Annotated in this window: 13 protein-coding genes; 5 read left to right on the top strand and 8 right to left on the bottom strand. The window is 66.7% G+C overall.

From position 1 onward, the window contains the following. Position 1: 1 nt before the first annotated feature. The 5 genes from C556_RS0110060 to def form a co-directional block, all read right to left on the bottom strand. Complete coding sequence (locus C556_RS0110060; protein WP_018748123.1) at positions 2-2,125, bottom strand: sensor histidine kinase; 2,124 nt, start codon at positions 2,123-2,125, stop codon at positions 2-4. Beyond that, the gene (locus tag C556_RS21645) at positions 2,122-2,844 is read right to left on the bottom strand and encodes a DUF4390 domain-containing protein (RefSeq protein ID WP_157236079.1); all 723 of its coding nucleotides are present in this window, start codon (positions 2,842-2,844) and stop codon (positions 2,122-2,124) included. The genes C556_RS0110060 and C556_RS21645 overlap by 4 nt, the downstream gene beginning before the upstream one ends. Then, on the bottom strand, positions 2,804-4,081 hold the full coding sequence (gene rsmB, locus C556_RS0110050) for a 16S rRNA (cytosine(967)-C(5))-methyltransferase RsmB (protein ID WP_018748121.1): 1,278 nt from the start codon (positions 4,079-4,081) through the stop codon (positions 2,804-2,806). The genes C556_RS21645 and rsmB overlap by 41 nt, the downstream gene beginning before the upstream one ends. Before the next feature lie 81 nt (positions 4,082-4,162). Further along, positions 4,163-5,089 carry a methionyl-tRNA formyltransferase gene (fmt, locus tag C556_RS0110045; RefSeq protein WP_018748120.1) on the bottom strand — a complete coding sequence of 309 codons (927 nt, stop codon included), beginning with the start codon at positions 5,087-5,089 and terminating at the stop codon, positions 4,163-4,165. Between the two features lie 58 nt (positions 5,090-5,147). Continuing rightward, complete coding sequence (gene def, locus C556_RS0110040; RefSeq protein WP_018748119.1) at positions 5,148-5,651, bottom strand: peptide deformylase; 504 nt, start codon at positions 5,649-5,651, stop codon at positions 5,148-5,150. A gap of 159 nt (positions 5,652-5,810) precedes the next feature. On the opposite strand from def, the gene C556_RS0110035 reads away from it, so the two are divergent. The 5 genes from C556_RS0110035 to C556_RS21640 all read left to right on the top strand — a co-directional run bounded on the left by C556_RS0110035 (position 5,811) and on the right by C556_RS21640 (position 13,831). Then, the gene (locus C556_RS0110035; protein WP_026262978.1) at positions 5,811-6,872 is read left to right on the top strand and encodes a LysM peptidoglycan-binding domain-containing protein; all 1,062 of its coding nucleotides are present in this window, start codon (positions 5,811-5,813) and stop codon (positions 6,870-6,872) included. Next, on the top strand, positions 6,869-7,981 hold the full coding sequence (dprA, locus tag C556_RS0110030) for a DNA-processing protein DprA (protein WP_018748117.1): 1,113 nt from the start codon (positions 6,869-6,871) through the stop codon (positions 7,979-7,981). The genes C556_RS0110035 and dprA overlap by 4 nt, the downstream gene beginning before the upstream one ends. Positions 7,982-8,094: 113 nt before the next feature. After that, on the top strand, positions 8,095-8,550 hold the full coding sequence (locus C556_RS0110025) for a DUF494 family protein (protein ID WP_018748116.1): 456 nt from the start codon (positions 8,095-8,097) through the stop codon (positions 8,548-8,550). Between the two features lie 90 nt (positions 8,551-8,640). After that, complete coding sequence (gene topA, locus C556_RS0110020; RefSeq protein WP_018748115.1) at positions 8,641-10,926, top strand: type I DNA topoisomerase; 2,286 nt, start codon at positions 8,641-8,643, stop codon at positions 10,924-10,926. Between the two features lie 292 nt (positions 10,927-11,218). After that, complete coding sequence (locus C556_RS21640; RefSeq protein WP_018748114.1) at positions 11,219-13,831, top strand: bifunctional diguanylate cyclase/phosphodiesterase; 2,613 nt, start codon at positions 11,219-11,221, stop codon at positions 13,829-13,831. A 63-nt stretch (positions 13,832-13,894) separates the two neighbouring features. Here C556_RS21640 and C556_RS0110010 read toward each other — a convergent pair whose 3' ends face one another. From C556_RS0110010 to C556_RS0110000, 3 genes are read right to left on the bottom strand one after another with little or no spacing between them, the layout of a single operon-like run. Then, the gene (locus tag C556_RS0110010) at positions 13,895-14,623 is read right to left on the bottom strand and encodes an amino acid ABC transporter ATP-binding protein (protein WP_018748113.1); all 729 of its coding nucleotides are present in this window, start codon (positions 14,621-14,623) and stop codon (positions 13,895-13,897) included. Continuing rightward, the gene (locus C556_RS0110005) at positions 14,620-15,285 is read right to left on the bottom strand and encodes an amino acid ABC transporter permease (RefSeq protein WP_018748112.1); all 666 of its coding nucleotides are present in this window, start codon (positions 15,283-15,285) and stop codon (positions 14,620-14,622) included. Before C556_RS0110005 ends, C556_RS0110010 begins: the two co-directional genes overlap by 4 nt. Position 15,286: 1 nt before the next feature. Beyond that, on the bottom strand, positions 15,287-16,033 hold the full coding sequence (locus tag C556_RS0110000) for an amino acid ABC transporter permease (protein WP_018748111.1): 747 nt from the start codon (positions 16,031-16,033) through the stop codon (positions 15,287-15,289). Positions 16,034-16,239 lie beyond the last annotated feature (206 nt).

Genomic DNA, 16,239 nt, shown 5'->3' with positions numbered 1-16,239 from the left:
TTCATCCCTCCATGAGCGGCAGCTCAATTCTTACGTAGGCACCACCTTGTTCTCGGTTGCCGGCGATGATCCGGCCCCGGTGCTCTTCGATGATTTTCTTGACGATGGCCAGCCCCAAGCCCGTTCCCCGTTGCTTGGTCGTCACGTAGGGCTCGAAAGCCCGCGCCAGGATTTCGGCCTGGAAACCGCAGCCATTGTCTTCGACCGTAAGGCGCGCCAATTTATCGACCTTTTCGGTCCGTACGCAAATCTGCGGTTGGGCGTCCCGGCCTTCGCAGCCCTGGAACGCATCCTGGGCATTCTGCAACAGGTTGTGGATCACTTGGCGTAAATGGGTCGCATCGCCCTCCACCGTCAGCGGCGCATGCACGGTGTCGATGCGCGAGATCGGCGCCGCCTCGTACAGCACCAGCACATCGGACAGCAGCTGTTGCAGGTCCAGCGCCTTCTTCTTACCGGTGGGCTTGCGCGCGTAATCGCGGAACGCATCGACCATCTGCTTGAGCGCCTGCACCTGCTTGACGATGTTCTGGGTATTGCGCGACAGCAGCTCGGCGCTGGGCGCGTCCAGCTTGTCGGCCAGTTTCAGCTCCAGCCGCTCGGCCGACAACTGGATCGGGGTGAGCGGATTCTTGATCTCGTGCGCCAGCCGCCGCGCCACTTCGCCCCACGCCGCGTCGCGCTGCGCGGAGATCAGCTCGGTGATGTCGTCGAACACCACCAGAAAGCCGCGGCGCGCCTCGACGTCGTCCACCCACAGCCGGGTGCCGCGGATATTGAGCACACGCGTTTCGGCGATCTCGGCCTGGCTTTGCCAGTGCTCTTCCTGCGACAGGAAGCCTTCGGTGATGCGGGTGCAGAAGCCGGTCAGCGCCGGATAGCGCTCCGGCCAGTCGGCCAGCGGCACTTCGCCCAACGCGGTGGGATCGATGCCGAGGATGCGCAGCGCGCTCTGGTTGGTGGACGCCAGCCGCCAGGCTTCGTCGAACGACAACACCCCGGCGGACAGCGAGCCGAGGATGGCCTGCAGGTACGCATTGGCGGCGGCCTGCTCGCTCTGGTGCTGTTCCAGCGAGGCGCGCGCCTCGGCCAGCTGCCGCGTCATGCGGTTGAACGAATGGGTGAGGATGCCCAGCTCGTCGCGGCTGATCACCGGCTGCTGGTGCGAGAAGTCGCCCGAGGCCACGGCGCGGGTGGCGCGCGCCAGCACCGACAGCGGCGCGGCCAGCCGGTCCGACAGATAGATCGCCAGCGCCAGCGCGCCCAGCAGCGCCATCAGCAGCGCCAGGGTCAGCGTCAGGCTGTAGACCAGCTTGAGGCCGACGCGGGCCTGCGACAGCTGCTTGTATTCGCTGCGCACCTGCTCGACCAGCTCGGCGTCGGCGGCCAGTTGCTCGGGCACCGGCTGGCGCAATTGCAGCAAGCGTGCGCGCATGCCGAAGCGGGTGCCGGGCATCGGCACCACCGCTCGCATCATCAGCTCGGTGCCGGATTGGGCCTCCAGCTTGCGCACCGGTTCTTTCAGCGCCTGACGCAGCGTGGCACGGTCGGGCAGGTCGGGGAACAGGCCGGCGTTTTCGTTGCCGATGTGGGCGATGGTGTTGCCGGTTTCGTCGAAGACCGAGATTTCCTGCACGCCCAACTGCTCGCGCATCCGGGTCAGCCGGCTGAGCAGGTTGCTGCCGCTGTCGTCGTGCACGTCCAGCGCCACGATGCGCGCCTTGCGCGCCAGATCGCCCAACTGGTAGTCGATGGCGTTGTGGCCCAGGTTGAGGCCACGGTCCAGCGCGTTGTCGACGCGCACGTCGAACCAGTTCTCGATCGAGCGGTTGAGGAACTGCACCGACAGCGTATACACCAGCGTGCCCGGCAGCACCGCCACCAGCGCGAACATCAGCACCATGCGCAGCGTGAGGCGCGAGCCGAACACCCGGGCGCGCACCTTGCGGATCAGGTCCCACAGGCGGGCGCCGACCAGGATCAGCAGCCCGGTCAGCAGCAGGCCGTTGAGGATCAGCAACTCGTTGTAGTACTCGGAGAACGCCGAGGTCTTGCCGGCGGAGGTCGCCAGCAGGAACAGCAGGATGGTGCCGAGGCAGCCCAGGATCAGCAGTGCGCGCCTCATGGGGCATCCCCGTCGGCGGGCGGCGTCTCGGCGCGCTTGAGTTCGACCCAGCTCGACGACAACTCCCAGTCGTCCTTGCCGAGCGCCGACAGTTGCAGCGGCTTGGGCAGTTGCGACACATCCAGCAGCAGCCGCACCCGGCCGGCCATGGGGCTTTTGTCGCGGGCGAGATCGGTTCCCTTGAGCACTTCCCAGCCACGCACCACGCCCAGCGCGGTCAGCGCTTCGGACAGCGTGGAGAAGCTGCGGTAGAAGCTGCCCAGGTGCAGCCGGTACTGGCGCGACAGGTTGTGGTAGGACAAGCGGTAGTTGAGCCGGGCGGTGGGCTCGAACCAGGACGACAGGTTGCCCCACCACGCCTGCAGGCGCGGCCGGGTCAACTGGAATTCGTAGCTGAAGGGCAGGCTGAAGCCGTCGGCCAGCGCGTCTTCCAGGCCCTGCTTGAGCGTCACGTCGAAGCGCACGCCGAGCTCGACGTGATCGCCCACGTAATCGAAATTGGCTTCGCGGTTGCGGATGCCGGGTTCCTGGGTCCAGGCCGGCAGGCACAGCAGGCAGCCCAGAACCAGGGTGACGAGGCCGAGACGGGCCCGGGTGCTGCTTTGTCCGGCGCCGAGCCGGCGCGCCAGCATGCCCAGCAGGGCGGCGAGCCGGCCGGCCGCCCCGCCGACGGGGCGATCAGGCTGCGGTTTTCCGGAAAAGTGCGTAGAAGAAACCATCGTGCTCGGGCGTGGGCAATAGCTGACCGTCTTCCGGCAAGGCGGGCCCGAGGGGCAGAGGCTGCGCGTCCGCATGCCGGAGGGAGAACGCCTGTGCCTGCCGCGCGTTCTCCGCCGGAAATATCGAGCACGTAGCATAGAGGAGTTTGCCTCCCGGCGCCACGAGCCGCCAGAGCGCGTCCAGCATGGCGGCCTGCTGCGCGGCGAAGCCGGCGAAATCCTCGGCGCGGCGCAGCCACTTGATGTCGGGATGGCGCCGCGCGACGCCGGTGGCGGAACACGGCACGTCGGCCAGCACGCGGTCGAACGGGGTGCCGTCCCACCAGCTTTCGGGCGTGGCGGCGTCGCCGGCCACCAGCGTGGCGTCCAGGTGCAGCCGTTGCAGGTTGTCGGCGACGCGCCGCAGCCGCGCCGGATCGGCATCCACCGCGGTCAGATCCACGCCGGCCAGTTCCAGCAGATGCCCGGTCTTGCCGCCGGGTGCGGCGCAGGCGTCGAGCACGCGCATGCCGTCGGCCACGTCGAGCAGGCGCGCGGCATGCTGGGCGCCCCAATCCTGCACCGACACGTCGCCGTCGAAGAAGCCCGGCAGGCGATCGACGCCGACCGGGTGTGCGACGCGGATCGCCGTATCGTCCAGCGCGCGGGCCTCGATGCCTTCGTGTTCCAGCCGCGCCAGATAGCCGGCGACGTCGCCGCGGCGGCGATTGACGCGCAGGGTCAACGGCGGATGCAGGTTGGCGCTGGCGAGCACGTGTTCCCATTGCGCCGGGTAGGCGTCGCGCACTTGGGCGACCCACCAGTCCGGGTGCGACCAGCGGCCGCGCGGTGTTTCGCGCGCGCCGGCCACCAGCGTGTCGCGCTGGCGCAGGAAATTGCGCAGGATGGCGTTGACCAGCCCCTTGCCCTGGCCGCTGCCCAGGTGGGTGGACACCTTCACCGCGTGGTCGACCACGCTGTAGGGCGCGGCGCGGGTGAAGTGCAACTGGTACAGCGCCACCAGCAGCAGCGCGCGCAGGCCGTCCTCGTGCACTGGCTTGTGCAGCAGTTGCTTGAGCACGCCTTCGAGCAGCCCGAGATGGCGCAGCGAACCGTAGCTCAGATCCTGGATCGCGCCGCGCTGCTGCGGGCGCAGGTCGGGTGCTTCCTGCCAGACCTTGGCGAGAGCGTCGGTCAGGGTGTGACCGGCAAAGACATCGGCCAGCGCCTGGCTGGCAAGTTTCTGGGTAGCGAACATGAGAACCTGTTCAAAATCCTTTTGCGACAGCGTTCGGGGCAGTGCCGGTGTGCGGCAAGGCGCAGGACGCGCGGTGGAAGGCTACGCGCCGAGCCGCTCGCCGATGGCGATCTGGGTGCCGGCGACGAAGGCGGCGGCGTCCATGCGGCGGGCTCCCGCGCGTTGTAGTTCGAGCAGCCGCAGCGCGCCAGTGCCGCAGGCCACGATCACGCCGTCGCGGGTGGCGGCGAGCACCTCGCCGGGGGCGCCTGTAGCGGCCGCCGGTTCGGCGCGCCAGATCTTGAGCGGCTCGCCGCCGAGCGTGGTCTGCGCCGAAGGGAAGGGGTTGAAGGCGCGGATCTTGCGGTCCAGCGCCTCTGCGCTGTCGTGCCAGTCGATCCAGGCTTCTTCCTTCTTCAGCTTGTCGGCGTAGGTCACGCCGTCCTCGGGCTGGCGGGTGCGGCCGGCCTGGAGCGCCGGCAGGTGTTCCAGCGCCGAGACGATGGCCTGGGCCCCTTGCGAGGCCAGCTTGTCGTGCAGGGTGAGGGCGGTATCGTCGAGGTCGATCGGCGTGACATGGGTGGACAGCATGTCGCCGGTGTCGAGGCCGGCGTCCATCTGCATGATGGTGATGCCGGTTTCGGCGTCGCCCGCCAGGATGGCGCGCTGGATCGGCGCGGCGCCGCGCCAGCGCGGCAGCAGCGACGCATGGATGTTCAGGCAGCCCAGCCTGGGCAGGTCGAGCACCGCCTGCGGCAGGATCAGGCCGTAGGCGGCGACGACCATCAGGTCGGCCCCGATCGCGGCCAGCGGCGCCTGCTGCTCGGGCGTGCGCAGTCTTTCCGGCTGGTATACGGGCAGGCCCTGCTGTTCCGCCAGGACCTTCACCGGCGACGGGGTCAGCTTCATGCCGCGGCCGGCGGGGCGGTCGGGCTGGGTGAGCACCAGGGCGATGTCGTGCCCGGCGCGGATCAATGCGGCCAGCGCGCTGGCGGCGAAGTCGGGCGTGCCTGCGAAGATCAGTTTCATGGCGGGGCTTGGCGGAAAGTGGAAGGAGAACGGCCGGCGTGGGCGCCGGCCGTGGGGATCACATCGTCTTTTTCTGGTTCTTTTTCAGCTTCTGCACGATGCGATTGAGCTTGAGTCGCGACAGTTTCTCGACGAAGACCTTGCCGTCCAGGTGGTCGATCTCGTGCTGGATGCAGATGGCGAGCAGGCCGCCGGTGTCGATCTCGAACGGCTTGCCGTGGCGGTCGAGCGCGCGCACCTTGATGTGGTCGGCGCGCTCCACTTCCTCGTAGATGCCGGGTACGGACAGACAGCCTTCCTCGTAGGTGGTGTGGCCGTCCTCCTCGACGATTTCCGGGTTGATCAGCACCAGCAACTGGTCGCGTGTCTCGGAAATGTCGATCACGATCAGGCGGCGATGCTCGTTGACCTGCGTCGCCGCCAGGCCGATGCCCGGCGCCTCGTACATCGTCTCGGCCATGTCGTCGACCAGCTTTTGCAAGGCGTCATCGAAATCGGTGACCGGCTTGGCGACGATATGCAGGCGTTCGTCGGGATATTGGAGGATATTGAGTAAGGCCATGTTAGGTTGCGGCGAAAAAAGAATGTATGCAGAATCAGTAAGCGGTATTCAGGGATACCGCATCGGCTCGCAACGTAGCGCAGTCGCGGCTTTCAGCCCATGTCCGCGTGCGAGCCCCGCCCACCGGCCGAGCCGGCAACAATAATCATGAGCGTCGCCATGCGAAAAACGATTATATCCCTTCTTTTGTTGATCAGCGGCGGCGTCGGTTCCGTGTACGCCGACACGCTGGCGCTACAGGACAACGCGCCGGATCGCTACGTGGTCGTCAAGGGGGATACGTTGTGGGACATCTCCGGCAAATTCCTCAAGAAGCCTTGGCGCTGGCCCGAGATCTGGGCGCTCAACAAGCAGGAAATCAAGAATCCGCACTGGATCTACCCGGGCGATGTGATCGTGCTCGACCGCTCCGGCGCCGAGCCCCGCCTGCGCCTGCTGCGTGACAGCAAGAACACCGGTCGTTCCAGCGGCGTGGTCAAGATGGGGCCGCGCGTGCGGCTCGAGGAACTGGTCGGCGACGCCGCGCCCAGCATTCCGTTCAACGCGATCAAGCCGTTCCTCAACCGCCCGCTGGTGGTCGACGAAGGGGGCCTGACCAATGCTCCGCGCATCGCCGCCGGCCCGGACGACCGCGTCTATTTCAGCGCCGGCGACCGCGTCTACGCCGTCGGGCTTTCCGGTGAAGCGGGCAGCACCTGGCATGTGTTCCGTCCGGGCCGCCCGCTGATCGATCCGGACGATCCCGAGCGCAAGCGCGTGCTGGGCGTCGAGGTGGATTACCTGGGCGACGCGGCGCTCGACGTGCCGGGCGACGTATCCACGCTGCACATCATCGCCAATCGCGAAGAGGTCGCCGTCGGCAGCCGGCTGATCCGCGCCGAGGAAATGCCGTTCATGAACTACGCGCCGCATGCGCCGCAGCAGTTGGTGCAAGGTCGTGTGGCGGCCACCTACGGCGGCGTTGCCGAGGCCGGCCCCTACACCACCATCGTGATCAATCGCGGCAGCAACGACGGCCTGGATATCGGCAGTGTGCTGGAAGCGTTCAAGAAGCCGCGTCTGATCAAGAAGGAAAGCAAGGACGAGCCGGATCGCTTCACGCCGCCGGAAAAGACCGGCAACGTCTTCGTCTACCGCGTCTTCCCCACCGTGTCGTATGGCCTGGTGCTCAACAGCGCCACGCCGGTCAACATCGGCGACGAGGTGAAGTCGCCCGAATGACCGAGGCCGATGTACGCGCCTGGCTGCGTTTCACGCTGGTGCCAGGCGTCGGCCCCCGTCGGCAGTTGGCCTTGCTGCGCGGCTTCGGCAACCCCGAAGCCGCGCTGTTCGCTTCCAGGGCGCAGCTTTCGCCCGTTCTTCCCGACGATCTGCTCGATCCCTGGCTGGCCGCGCGCGATGGCGTGTACGAGGCCGCCGTCGACGAGCACCTCGCCTGGCTGGCCCAGCCGGGCAACCACCTTCTCACCCTGGCGGACGACCATTACCCGCGGCGCTGGCTCGATCTGCCGGATGCGGCGCCGGTGCTGTTCCTGAAAGGGCGGGTCGAGCTGCTGGCCGGCGACGCGCTGGGCGTGGTCGGCAGCCGTAACGCCACGCCACAGGGCATCGAGAACGCCGAGGCATTCTCGCAGGCCATGAGCGCGGCGGGGCTGCGCATCGTCAGCGGTCTGGCGTCGGGCATCGACGCGGCGGCGCATCGCGGCGGCCTGACGGGGCGCGGCGGTACCGTCGCCATCGTCGGCACCGGGCTGGACCGGGTGTATCCGGCCAGCAACCGCCAGCTGGCGCATCGCATCGCCGAGGAAGGGCTGATCGTGTCGGAGTTCACGCTCGGCACCCAGCCGCGATCCGAGCATTTTCCGCGACGCAACCGGCTGATTGCCGCGCTGGCCAAAGGCACGCTGGTGGTGGAGGCGGCGCTGGGCAGCGGTTCGCTGATCACCGCGCGGCAGGCCGCCGACCTGGGGCGCGAAGTGTTCGCGATTCCCGGCTCCATCCATTCGCCGGTGGCGCGCGGTTGTCATCGCCTGATCAAGGATGGCGCCAAGCTGGTGGAGTCGGCCGACGACATCCTGAACGAACTGGGGTGGGATGCGTCGGCGCCGGTGTTGCCCGGCCTGGTCTTGCCGACGCCGTCCGCGCCGGACGCCGACGAGCGGAAAGTCCTGGCCGCGCTGGGCTTCGACCCGGTGGATTTCGACACCCTGTTGCAACGAAGCAACTTGACGGCCGACCGGCTCTGCGCAATTCTGCTGGGTTTGGAATTGAACGGGGCGCTGTGCACCCTGCCCGGCGGTCGCTATCAGCGGCTGCGGGCCGCCGGTTGAAAATGGCCGGCGAGGTGCTCGCCACGCCGCGTGGCGGCGCGGTGCGACACGATGCTCACGGATGCCGACCATCCTGCGGGATGGTCTTTGTTTTGGCAGGATTGCGTAAACCCATGCTGGATGTATTGGCCTATCTGTTTCAGGTGTTCTACCACGCGGACGGCATGCCGGACGTGCCCAAGCTCGCCAGCGAGCTGGCCGATGCGGGCTTCGAGGACGACGAGATCGGCGAGGCGCTGGCGTGGCTGGACGACCTGGGCAAAGTGGATCTGGAGCCCTATGCCGCGCTGGCGGGCCGCTACCTGGCACGGCAGCTGCACCCGGACGAAGCCGACCTGCTGAGCCCGGATGCGCTGGGCTACTGGTACGGACTGACCCAGGCCGACGCGCTCGACGCCGCCGAATGCGAACTGGTGCTGGACCGGGTGCGCGAGGCCGCGCCGGTGGGCACCGGGCTGGAGCGTCTGCAACGGCTGGTGCTGCTCGCCATCTGGCACAAGCGGCACGAACATGCCGCGTTGCTGATCGAAGACATCCTGTTCGGCCGCGAGAACGCCACCCTGCATTGAGCCCGGATGAACCGGCGCGCTCTTGCCTTGTCCACAATCCGCCACTAATTAATAAAGCGCCGACTTGGCGCCAACTTCGAACCTGACCCCATGCCTGCCAACCTGCTGATCGTCGAATCGCCGTCCAAGGCCAAAACGCTGCAAAAATACCTGGGCAAGGATTTCCAGATCCTCGCTTCCTACGGGCATGTCCGCGGTCTGGTACGCAAGGACGGCTCGGTCGACGTCGATCACGACTTCAAGATGAAGTACCAGGTGATCGACAAGAACAAAAAGCACGTCGACGCGATCTGCGCCGCCGTGAAGGATGCCCAGCACATCTATCTGGCAACTGACCCGGACCGCGAAGGCGAGGCGATCTCCTGGCACATCATGGAGATCCTCAAGGGCAAGAAGCTGATCCAGCCGGACAAGACCTACAAGCGCGTGGTGTTCCACGAGATCACCGAATCGGCGGTGAAGAACGCCGTCGCCAACCCGCGCGACATCGACGACCACCTGGTCGATGCGCAGCAGGCCCGCAGCGCGCTCGACTACCTGGTGGGCTTCAACCTGTCGCCGCTGCTGTGGCGCAAGGTGCGCTCCGGGCTGTCGGCCGGCCGGGTGCAGAGCCCCGCGCTGCGCCTGATCTGCGAGCGCGAGCTGGAGATCCGTGCCTTCACCAGCCAGGAATACTGGTCGATCCACCTGGACAGCCACAAGGGCCGCACCAAGTTCGGCGCGCGCCTGAACGAGTGGCAGGGCAAGAAGCTGGAGCAGTTCGACGTCCCCGACGAGGCGACGCAGGCCGGCATCGTCGGCGCGCTGGCCGGCAAGGACGCCACGGTTTCCAAGGTCGAGAAGAAGAAGAAATCGCGCAGCCCGGCCGCGCCGTTCACCACCTCGACCATGTTGCAGGAGGCGGTGCGCAAGCTCGGCATGACCACCGACCGCACCACGCGCATCGCGCAGCAGCTGTACGAAGGCATCGACATCGGCCAGGGCACGGTCGGTCTGATCACCTATATGCGTACCGACTCGGTGGCGCTGGCCAACGAGGCCGTCGGCGAGATCCGCGAATACATCGAGACCAATTTCGACAAGCATTACCTGCCGGCCGCGCCGGTGGTGTACAAGAACAAGGCCAAGAACGCCCAGGAGGCGCACGAGGCGATCCGCCCGACCTCGATCGCCCGCACGCCCGAATCGCTGAAGGGATTCCTCAGCCCCGAGCAGTTCAAGCTCTACCAGATGATCTGGAAGCGCACCCTGGCGTGCCAGATGGCGCCGGCCAAGTTCGATACCGTCAGCATCGATATCCGGGTCGGCGACGACGCGGTGTTCCGCGCCTCCGGCCAGACGCTGGTGTTCCCCGGCTTCATCGCCGTGTACCAGGAGGACGAGGACGACGTCGAGGACGAGGACGAAGCCCGCCTGCCGGTGCTGGAGGAAGGCGAGACGCTGCCGGTCGACAAGATCTTCGGCGAGCAGCATTTCACCCAGCCGCCGCCGCGCTATTCCGAGGCGTCCATCGTCAAGGCGCTGGAAGAGTTCGGCATCGGCCGTCCGTCCACCTATCCGTCGATCATCCGCACGCTGAAGGATCGCGAATACGTGGACGTCGACAAGAAGCGGCTGATTCCCACCGATACCGGCGAAGTGGTCAACAAGTTCCTCACCGAGCACTTCACCCAGTACGTCGACTACCACTTCACCGCCAAGATGGAGGATCAGCTCGACGAGATCTCCAACGGCAGCCAGGACTGGGTGCCGGTGCTGGAGGAGTTCTGGAAGCGTTTCTCGCAGCAGGTCGAGGAAAAGCAGAGCCTGAGCCGCAAGGAAGTCACCCAGGAAGAGCTGGAAGAGGATTGCCCCAAGTGCGGCAAGAAGCTGGCGATCCGGCTGGGCAAGCGCGGCCGCTTCATTGGCTGCACCGGCTACCCGGAGTGCGACTACACCCGCAACATGGGCGAGGACGCCGAGACCGCGCCGACCGAGCCGGAGGTGGTGGAAGGCCGATCCTGTCCCGAATGCGGCTCGCCGCTGCACATCAAGAGCGGCCGCTACGGCAAGTTCATCGGCTGCTCGGCCTATCCCAAGTGCAAGCACATCGAGCCGCTGGAAGCGCCGCGCGATACCGGCGTCGAGTGCCCGCAGTGCCACAAGGGCACGCTGAAGGAGAAGAAGAGCCGCTACGGCAAGCTGTTCTACTCGTGCAGCACCTATCCCAAGTGCAACTACGCCACCTGGGATCCGCCGATCGCCGAAGCCTGCCCCAAGTGCCAGTGGCCGGTGCTGACCATCAAGACCACCAAGCGTCGCGGCGTCGAGAAGAAGTGCCCGCAGAAGGAATGCGGCTGGTCCGAGGTGATCGAGCCGCCGGCACCCAAGGAGTAAGCATACGGCAAGGGCTGGGTGGTGCATTTTGTGCCACGCATCGCGGCGAAAGCCGCCGTGTGTCGGGTGCGAAAAGCCGGCCCCCTTCACTGGCGCGCCCTACCGGCGGGTGGGCCGTCCAACAGGCCCGGGCAGGGTTGACCAGCCCGAAGGCCGCCCGCAAACTTACAAGCCCTCGCTGGCCAACAGCCGCGAGGGCTTCGTATTTACGAGCCCGTCGATCGCGTCCGAACCGGCGCCGGGGCTTGCCGTGCCGGCCTGATCGGGTCGGCCACCAAGGGGAACAACAACGATGGCCAAGCCCGAGTGGATGGTGACCGATGACGATCGCTTCGTCGTCCAGCGTGAGCTTGGGCTGTACCACGCCTATTTCGACGCCTTCGACCGCGTGGTCGCGCGGCTTCTGGCGGGCGACGATCCCTCCTGTATGAACGACGCCATGCTGGCGTTGTCCGATGTGACCCGCGCCAGCGTGGTCAGCCTGTACCTCGACACCCCCGGCGGCACCAGCGCGCGCATGGTTGCCGCCTGGCGCGATCCGCACACCCGGCTGGCGGCGGTGACGCCGGAGCCGTTCAAGCAGCTCGACTACGCCAGCTATTCCTTGCTGGCCGACACGCTGGCGGTGGGCATGGTGCTCAACAAATCGTTGCTGGAGCTGCCGCTGGCCGAGCAGATGTTGCTGGCCCAGATCGGCGCGCGCCGCATCCTCTGCATTCCATTGCTCAATCGCGGCGAGCTGTTCGGCTTTCTGTGCTTCCTGGACGACGACGAGCGCCGCGTGCGCAGCCAGACCGAGCTCAAGTTGCTGGCCATGCTGGGCAACCACGTGGCGCAGGCGCTGACCCGCTTGCAGATGGAAGAAGCCATGCTGGCCAACCAGCAGCGGTTGCGGGCGCTGGTCGGCGCCACCGAGGACATGGTGTTCGAGGTATCGCCATCGGGCACCATCGGCCAGGTCTGGTCGGGCCATCCGGCGCTGCCGGCCTCCGACACGCTCAGCGGCCGACAACTGGCGTCGGTGTTCCCGCCCGAGATGGCGCAGCAGCTGGCGCGGGGCGTGCCGGAAGCGCTGGCGGCCGGCCGCAGCATCTCGGTGCAATGCACGCTGCCGCAGGCGGGGGTCTGGCTGCATGCGCGGCTGCAACCCGTCACCGTGGGCGAGGCGCGCGTGGTGGTGCTGGTGCACGACGTGACCGAACTGGCGCGCGACGCGGCGCGCAAGAAGACCATGCTCGACACCCTCAACCTGCTGGAAGAGGCCATCGTCGACATGAACCCCGATGCCGAGCTGCTGGAACTCACCCCCGCGTGGGCCAAGCTGCGCGGCATCGATCCGCGCAACCTCGGCGTGGACCTCGGCAAGCCGCTGTTCACCTGGATCCACCCCGAGGATCTGCCGACCACCGCCGCGGCATTCGCGCGGTTGCTCGAATCGTCCGAGCCCACCAGCCAGCGGTTCCGCCTGATGCAGGAATCCAGCGAGTTCCTGTGGGTCGAGGCGCGGCTGATCGCCCAGCGCGGGCCGGACGGCGGCTGTCACGGCGTGCGCGGCGTGCTGCGCGATGTGACCGTGGCGCATCTGAACGAACAGCACATCACCCAGCTCGCGCACTACGACACGCTGACCAAGCTGCCCAACCGGCTGTTGCTGGATCAGGCGCTGGCGCACGCGGTGGACCGCGCGCGACGCGACAACACCAAGGTGGCGCTGGGCTTCATCGATCTCGACCACTTCAAGCAGATCAACGACGCCTTCGGCCACAAGATCGGCGACGAGCTGCTGGTCAATCTGTCGAACCGCCTGAAGGGCGTGCTGCGCGACAATGACCTGCTGGCGCGCTGGGGGGGCGACGAATTCGTGGTGGTGCTGCCGGATCTGACCGACACCGCGCGGCTGGCCGACATCGCCGAGCGTCTGCGTCAGGCGGCGCGCCAGGGCGTGGTGCTGGACGGCATGGAAGCCAAGCCGACCATCAGCGTCGGCTTCGCGGTCTATCCGGACAACGCCGAGTCGGGCGAGGAACTGCTCACCGCCGCCGACCACACCATGTACCACGCCAAGAACGCCGGCCGGAACAACGTGTGCTTCTACAGCGACATCCTGCACCTGAAGGCGCTGGGCCGCGAGCACGTGGCGATCCAGGCGCGGCTGTCGGACGCGATCCGCCTGGGCAGCCTCCAGGTGTTCTACCAGCCCATCGTCCAGGCCAAGGGCGGCGAAGTGTTCGCCATCGAGGCGCTGGCGCGCTGGCAGGACGACAAGAGCGGCTGGATCAGCCCCGAGCTGTTCATCCCGATGGCGGAGAAGGTGGGCCTGATCCAGGAACTGTCGGACGTGGTGACCCACCAGGCGTTCTGCAAGCTGCGCGAGTGGCGCGACGCCGGACTGCCGCAGAAGCTGATGCTCAACATCTCGCGCAGCCAGCTGTTCGCGCCGCGCTTCGTCTCCAATCTGGTCGAGCGCCTCAACGAATTCCGCCTGCGCCCGTCCGACGTGATCCTGGAGATCACCGAATCGGTGGCGCTGACCGACTACTCGCGCCAGCTCAAGCACCTCAAGCTGCTGGGCGCCGCCGGTTTCCGCCTGGCGATCGACGACTTCGGCACCGGCTACTCGTCGCTGTCGCAGCTGCACGAAATGCCGGCGCAGCTGCTGAAGGTGGACGTCTCGTTCACCCAGCGCCTGCACACCGAGGAAGGTCGCCGCATCATGCAGGCCATCGTCCAGCTCGCCAGCGGTCTGGACATGCAGATCGTGGTGGAAGGGGTGGAGAACCTGGAGACCGCGCGCTTCCTGCAAGGGCTGGGCGTGCACTTCCTGCAAGGCTTCCATTTCAGCGAGCCGGTGCCGTCCGGCGTGGCCGAGCTGTGGATGCGCCTGGGGCTGTCCGGCAAGATCTGACGCGGTATCGCCCAAAAACAGACAGGCCCCGTGAAGGGGCCTGTCCGGTCGTGCGGCGATGCTTCAGTGCGACAGGATCTTCGACAGGAATGCCTGTGCCCGTTCGCTGCGCGGGCTGCCGAAGAACTCGTCCTTGTCCGCATCCTCGACGATGGCGCCGCGGTCCATGAAGATCACCCGGTTGGCCACCTTGCGGGCAAAGCCCATCTCGTGGGTGACCACCATCATGGTCATGCCCTCGCGCGCCAGCTCGACCATCACGTCCAGCACCTCGTTGATCATCTCCGGGTCGAGCGCGCTGGTGGGTTCGTCGAACAGCATGGCGATCGGGTCCATCGCCAGCGCGCGGGCGATGGCCACGCGCTGCTGCTGGCCGCCGGACAACTGCCCCGGGAACTTGGCGGCGTGGGCGGACAGGCCGACGCGGTCCAGCAGCGCCAGGCCCTTCCTGCGCGCCTCGTCGTCCTTGCGGCCCAGCACCTTGCGTTGCGCCAGGGTGAGGTTCTCGGTGATCGACAGGTGCGGGAACAGCTCGAAATGCTGGAACACCATGCCGACGCGGCTGCGCAGCTTGGGCAGGTCGGTCTTGGGCGAGCCGACGGAGGTGCCGTCGACCACGATGGTGCCGGCCTGGAACGGCTCCAGCCCGTTCACGCACTTGATCAACGTGCTCTTGCCCGAGCCCGAGGGGCCGCAGACCACGACCACTTCGCCCTTCTGCACCTCGGTGCTGCAATCGCTCAGCACCTGGAAGTCGCCGTACCACTTGCTGACGTTCTGGATGGAAATCATACGGTCAACCTCTTCTGCAGGCGCTTCACCAGGGTGGAGGCGCCGAAACTGATCACGAAATACACAAGGCCGGCGAACAGCAGGAAGGTATGCAGCTCGCCGGTGATGTCGCCCTGCGAGCGGGCCACGTTCAGGAAGTCCATCAGGCCGACGGCGTAGACCAGCGACGTATCCTGGAACAGGATGATCGACTGCTGCAACAGCAACGGCGTCATCTTGCGGAACGCCAGCGGCAGCACCACCAGCCGCATCGCCTGGCCGTAGGTCATGCCGAGCGCGTAGGCCGCGTTGACCTGCCCCTTGCTGATCGACTGGATGCCGGCGCGCACGATTTCGCAGAAGTACGCGGCCTCGAACATCATGAAGGCGATCAGGCACGAGGTGAAGGCGCCGATCGGCTGGTTGGTGCCGGTGACCCAGCCCACCATGAACGGCACCACGAAGTAGAACCAGGTGATGACCAGCAGCAGCGGGATCGAGCGGAAGTAATTGACGTAGAACCCCGCCAGCCACGACAGCACGCGGCTGTTGGACAGCCGCGCCAGCGCCAGCAGGGTGCCGATCACCACGCCGCCGATCACCGCCAGCACGGTCAGTTCGAGGGTCAGCAGCAGGCCGTCGCCCAGCGACGGGAACGCGTTGACGATCTGGGTGAAGTCCATGTCACTTGCCTCCCAGTGCGATCAGGCCGGGTACGCGCACGCGCTTTTCCACGCCGCGCATGATCAGCATCAGCGCCATGTTGAGCACGAAGTAGATCACGGTCGCCAGGGTGAAGGCCTCGAACAGGTTGGCGGTGAACTCGGCAGTCTGTTTGGTCTGCGCCAGCAGCTCCATCAGGCCGATCAGCGACGCCACCGACGAGTTCTTGAACACGTTGAGGAATTCGCTGGTCAGCGGCGGGATGATGATGCGGAACGCCTGCGGCAGCAGCACCTTGCGGTACACCTGCGGCAGCCGCAGCCCCAGCGCGTAGGCGGCCATCGCCTGGCCGCGCGGCAGTGCCTGGATGCCGGTGCGCACCTGCTCGCAGACGCGCGCGGCGGTGAACAGCCCCAGGCAGACGGTGACGCTGATGAAGGCGCTGGTGGCCGGATGCAGATCCTGTTTGAACCACAGCTCCAGCTTTTCCGGCAGCCAGTCCGGCACCAGGAAGTACCAGACGAACAACTGCACCAGCAGCGGCACGTTGCGGAACAGCTCGACGTAGACGGTGGCGAAGCGTGCGGCGAAGCGGCCGGGCAGGGTGCGCATCACGCCGAGCACCGTGCCCAGCAGCAAGGCGATCACCCAGGACGACAGCGACAGCGCGACGGTCCAGCCCAGGCCGGTGATGAACCAATCCAGGTAGATTTCGCTGCCGATGCCCGTGGACTTGAAGAAAACACTCCAGTCCCAGTTGTAATTCATGGTTTTCCTCCTTGATGTCGCAGGCCGTCGCGTTTCAAACGCGTTCGAGCGGCATGGATACAAAAATCGGCGCATTCGCGAGGAGTTCCGCGAAGATGCGCCGATCCATGCCGCTGCCCGTCAGCATGGCGCCCAAGAGGCGCCAGGTACGGCTGGATGCCGTTGGCTGTCCGGCCGCATTCCGCCGTGGCGGTGGCGCGCGGCCG

The organism is Chitiniphilus shinanonensis DSM 23277 (assembly GCF_000374805.1).
Taxonomy (GTDB): domain Bacteria; phylum Pseudomonadota; class Gammaproteobacteria; order Burkholderiales; family Chitinibacteraceae; genus Chitiniphilus; species Chitiniphilus shinanonensis.
This window is presented reverse-complemented; position numbering and strand designations above follow the sequence as displayed.

Excerpts from the sequence above, each read along its gene's own strand:
- C556_RS0110060 (WP_018748123.1), bottom strand. The coding sequence starts at position 2,125 with ATGAGGCGCGCACTGCTGATCCTGGGCTGCCTCGGCACCATCCTGCTG.
- C556_RS21645 (WP_157236079.1), bottom strand. The coding sequence starts at position 2,844 with ATGGTTTCTTCTACGCACTTTTCCGGAAAACCGCAGCCTGATCGCCCC.
- rsmB (WP_018748121.1), bottom strand. The coding sequence starts at position 4,081 with ATGTTCGCTACCCAGAAACTTGCCAGCCAGGCGCTGGCCGATGTCTTT.
- fmt (WP_018748120.1), bottom strand. The coding sequence starts at position 5,089 with ATGAAACTGATCTTCGCAGGCACGCCCGACTTCGCCGCCAGCGCGCTG.
- def (WP_018748119.1), bottom strand. The coding sequence starts at position 5,651 with ATGGCCTTACTCAATATCCTCCAATATCCCGACGAACGCCTGCATATC.
- C556_RS0110035 (WP_026262978.1), top strand. The coding sequence starts at position 5,811 with ATGCGAAAAACGATTATATCCCTTCTTTTGTTGATCAGCGGCGGCGTC.
- dprA (WP_018748117.1), top strand. The coding sequence starts at position 6,869 with ATGACCGAGGCCGATGTACGCGCCTGGCTGCGTTTCACGCTGGTGCCA.
- C556_RS0110025 (WP_018748116.1), top strand. The coding sequence starts at position 8,095 with ATGCTGGATGTATTGGCCTATCTGTTTCAGGTGTTCTACCACGCGGAC.
- topA (WP_018748115.1), top strand. The coding sequence starts at position 8,641 with ATGCCTGCCAACCTGCTGATCGTCGAATCGCCGTCCAAGGCCAAAACG.
- C556_RS21640 (WP_018748114.1), top strand. The coding sequence starts at position 11,219 with ATGGCCAAGCCCGAGTGGATGGTGACCGATGACGATCGCTTCGTCGTC.
- C556_RS0110010 (WP_018748113.1), bottom strand. The coding sequence starts at position 14,623 with ATGATTTCCATCCAGAACGTCAGCAAGTGGTACGGCGACTTCCAGGTG.
- C556_RS0110005 (WP_018748112.1), bottom strand. The coding sequence starts at position 15,285 with ATGGACTTCACCCAGATCGTCAACGCGTTCCCGTCGCTGGGCGACGGC.
- C556_RS0110000 (WP_018748111.1), bottom strand. The coding sequence starts at position 16,033 with ATGAATTACAACTGGGACTGGAGTGTTTTCTTCAAGTCCACGGGCATC.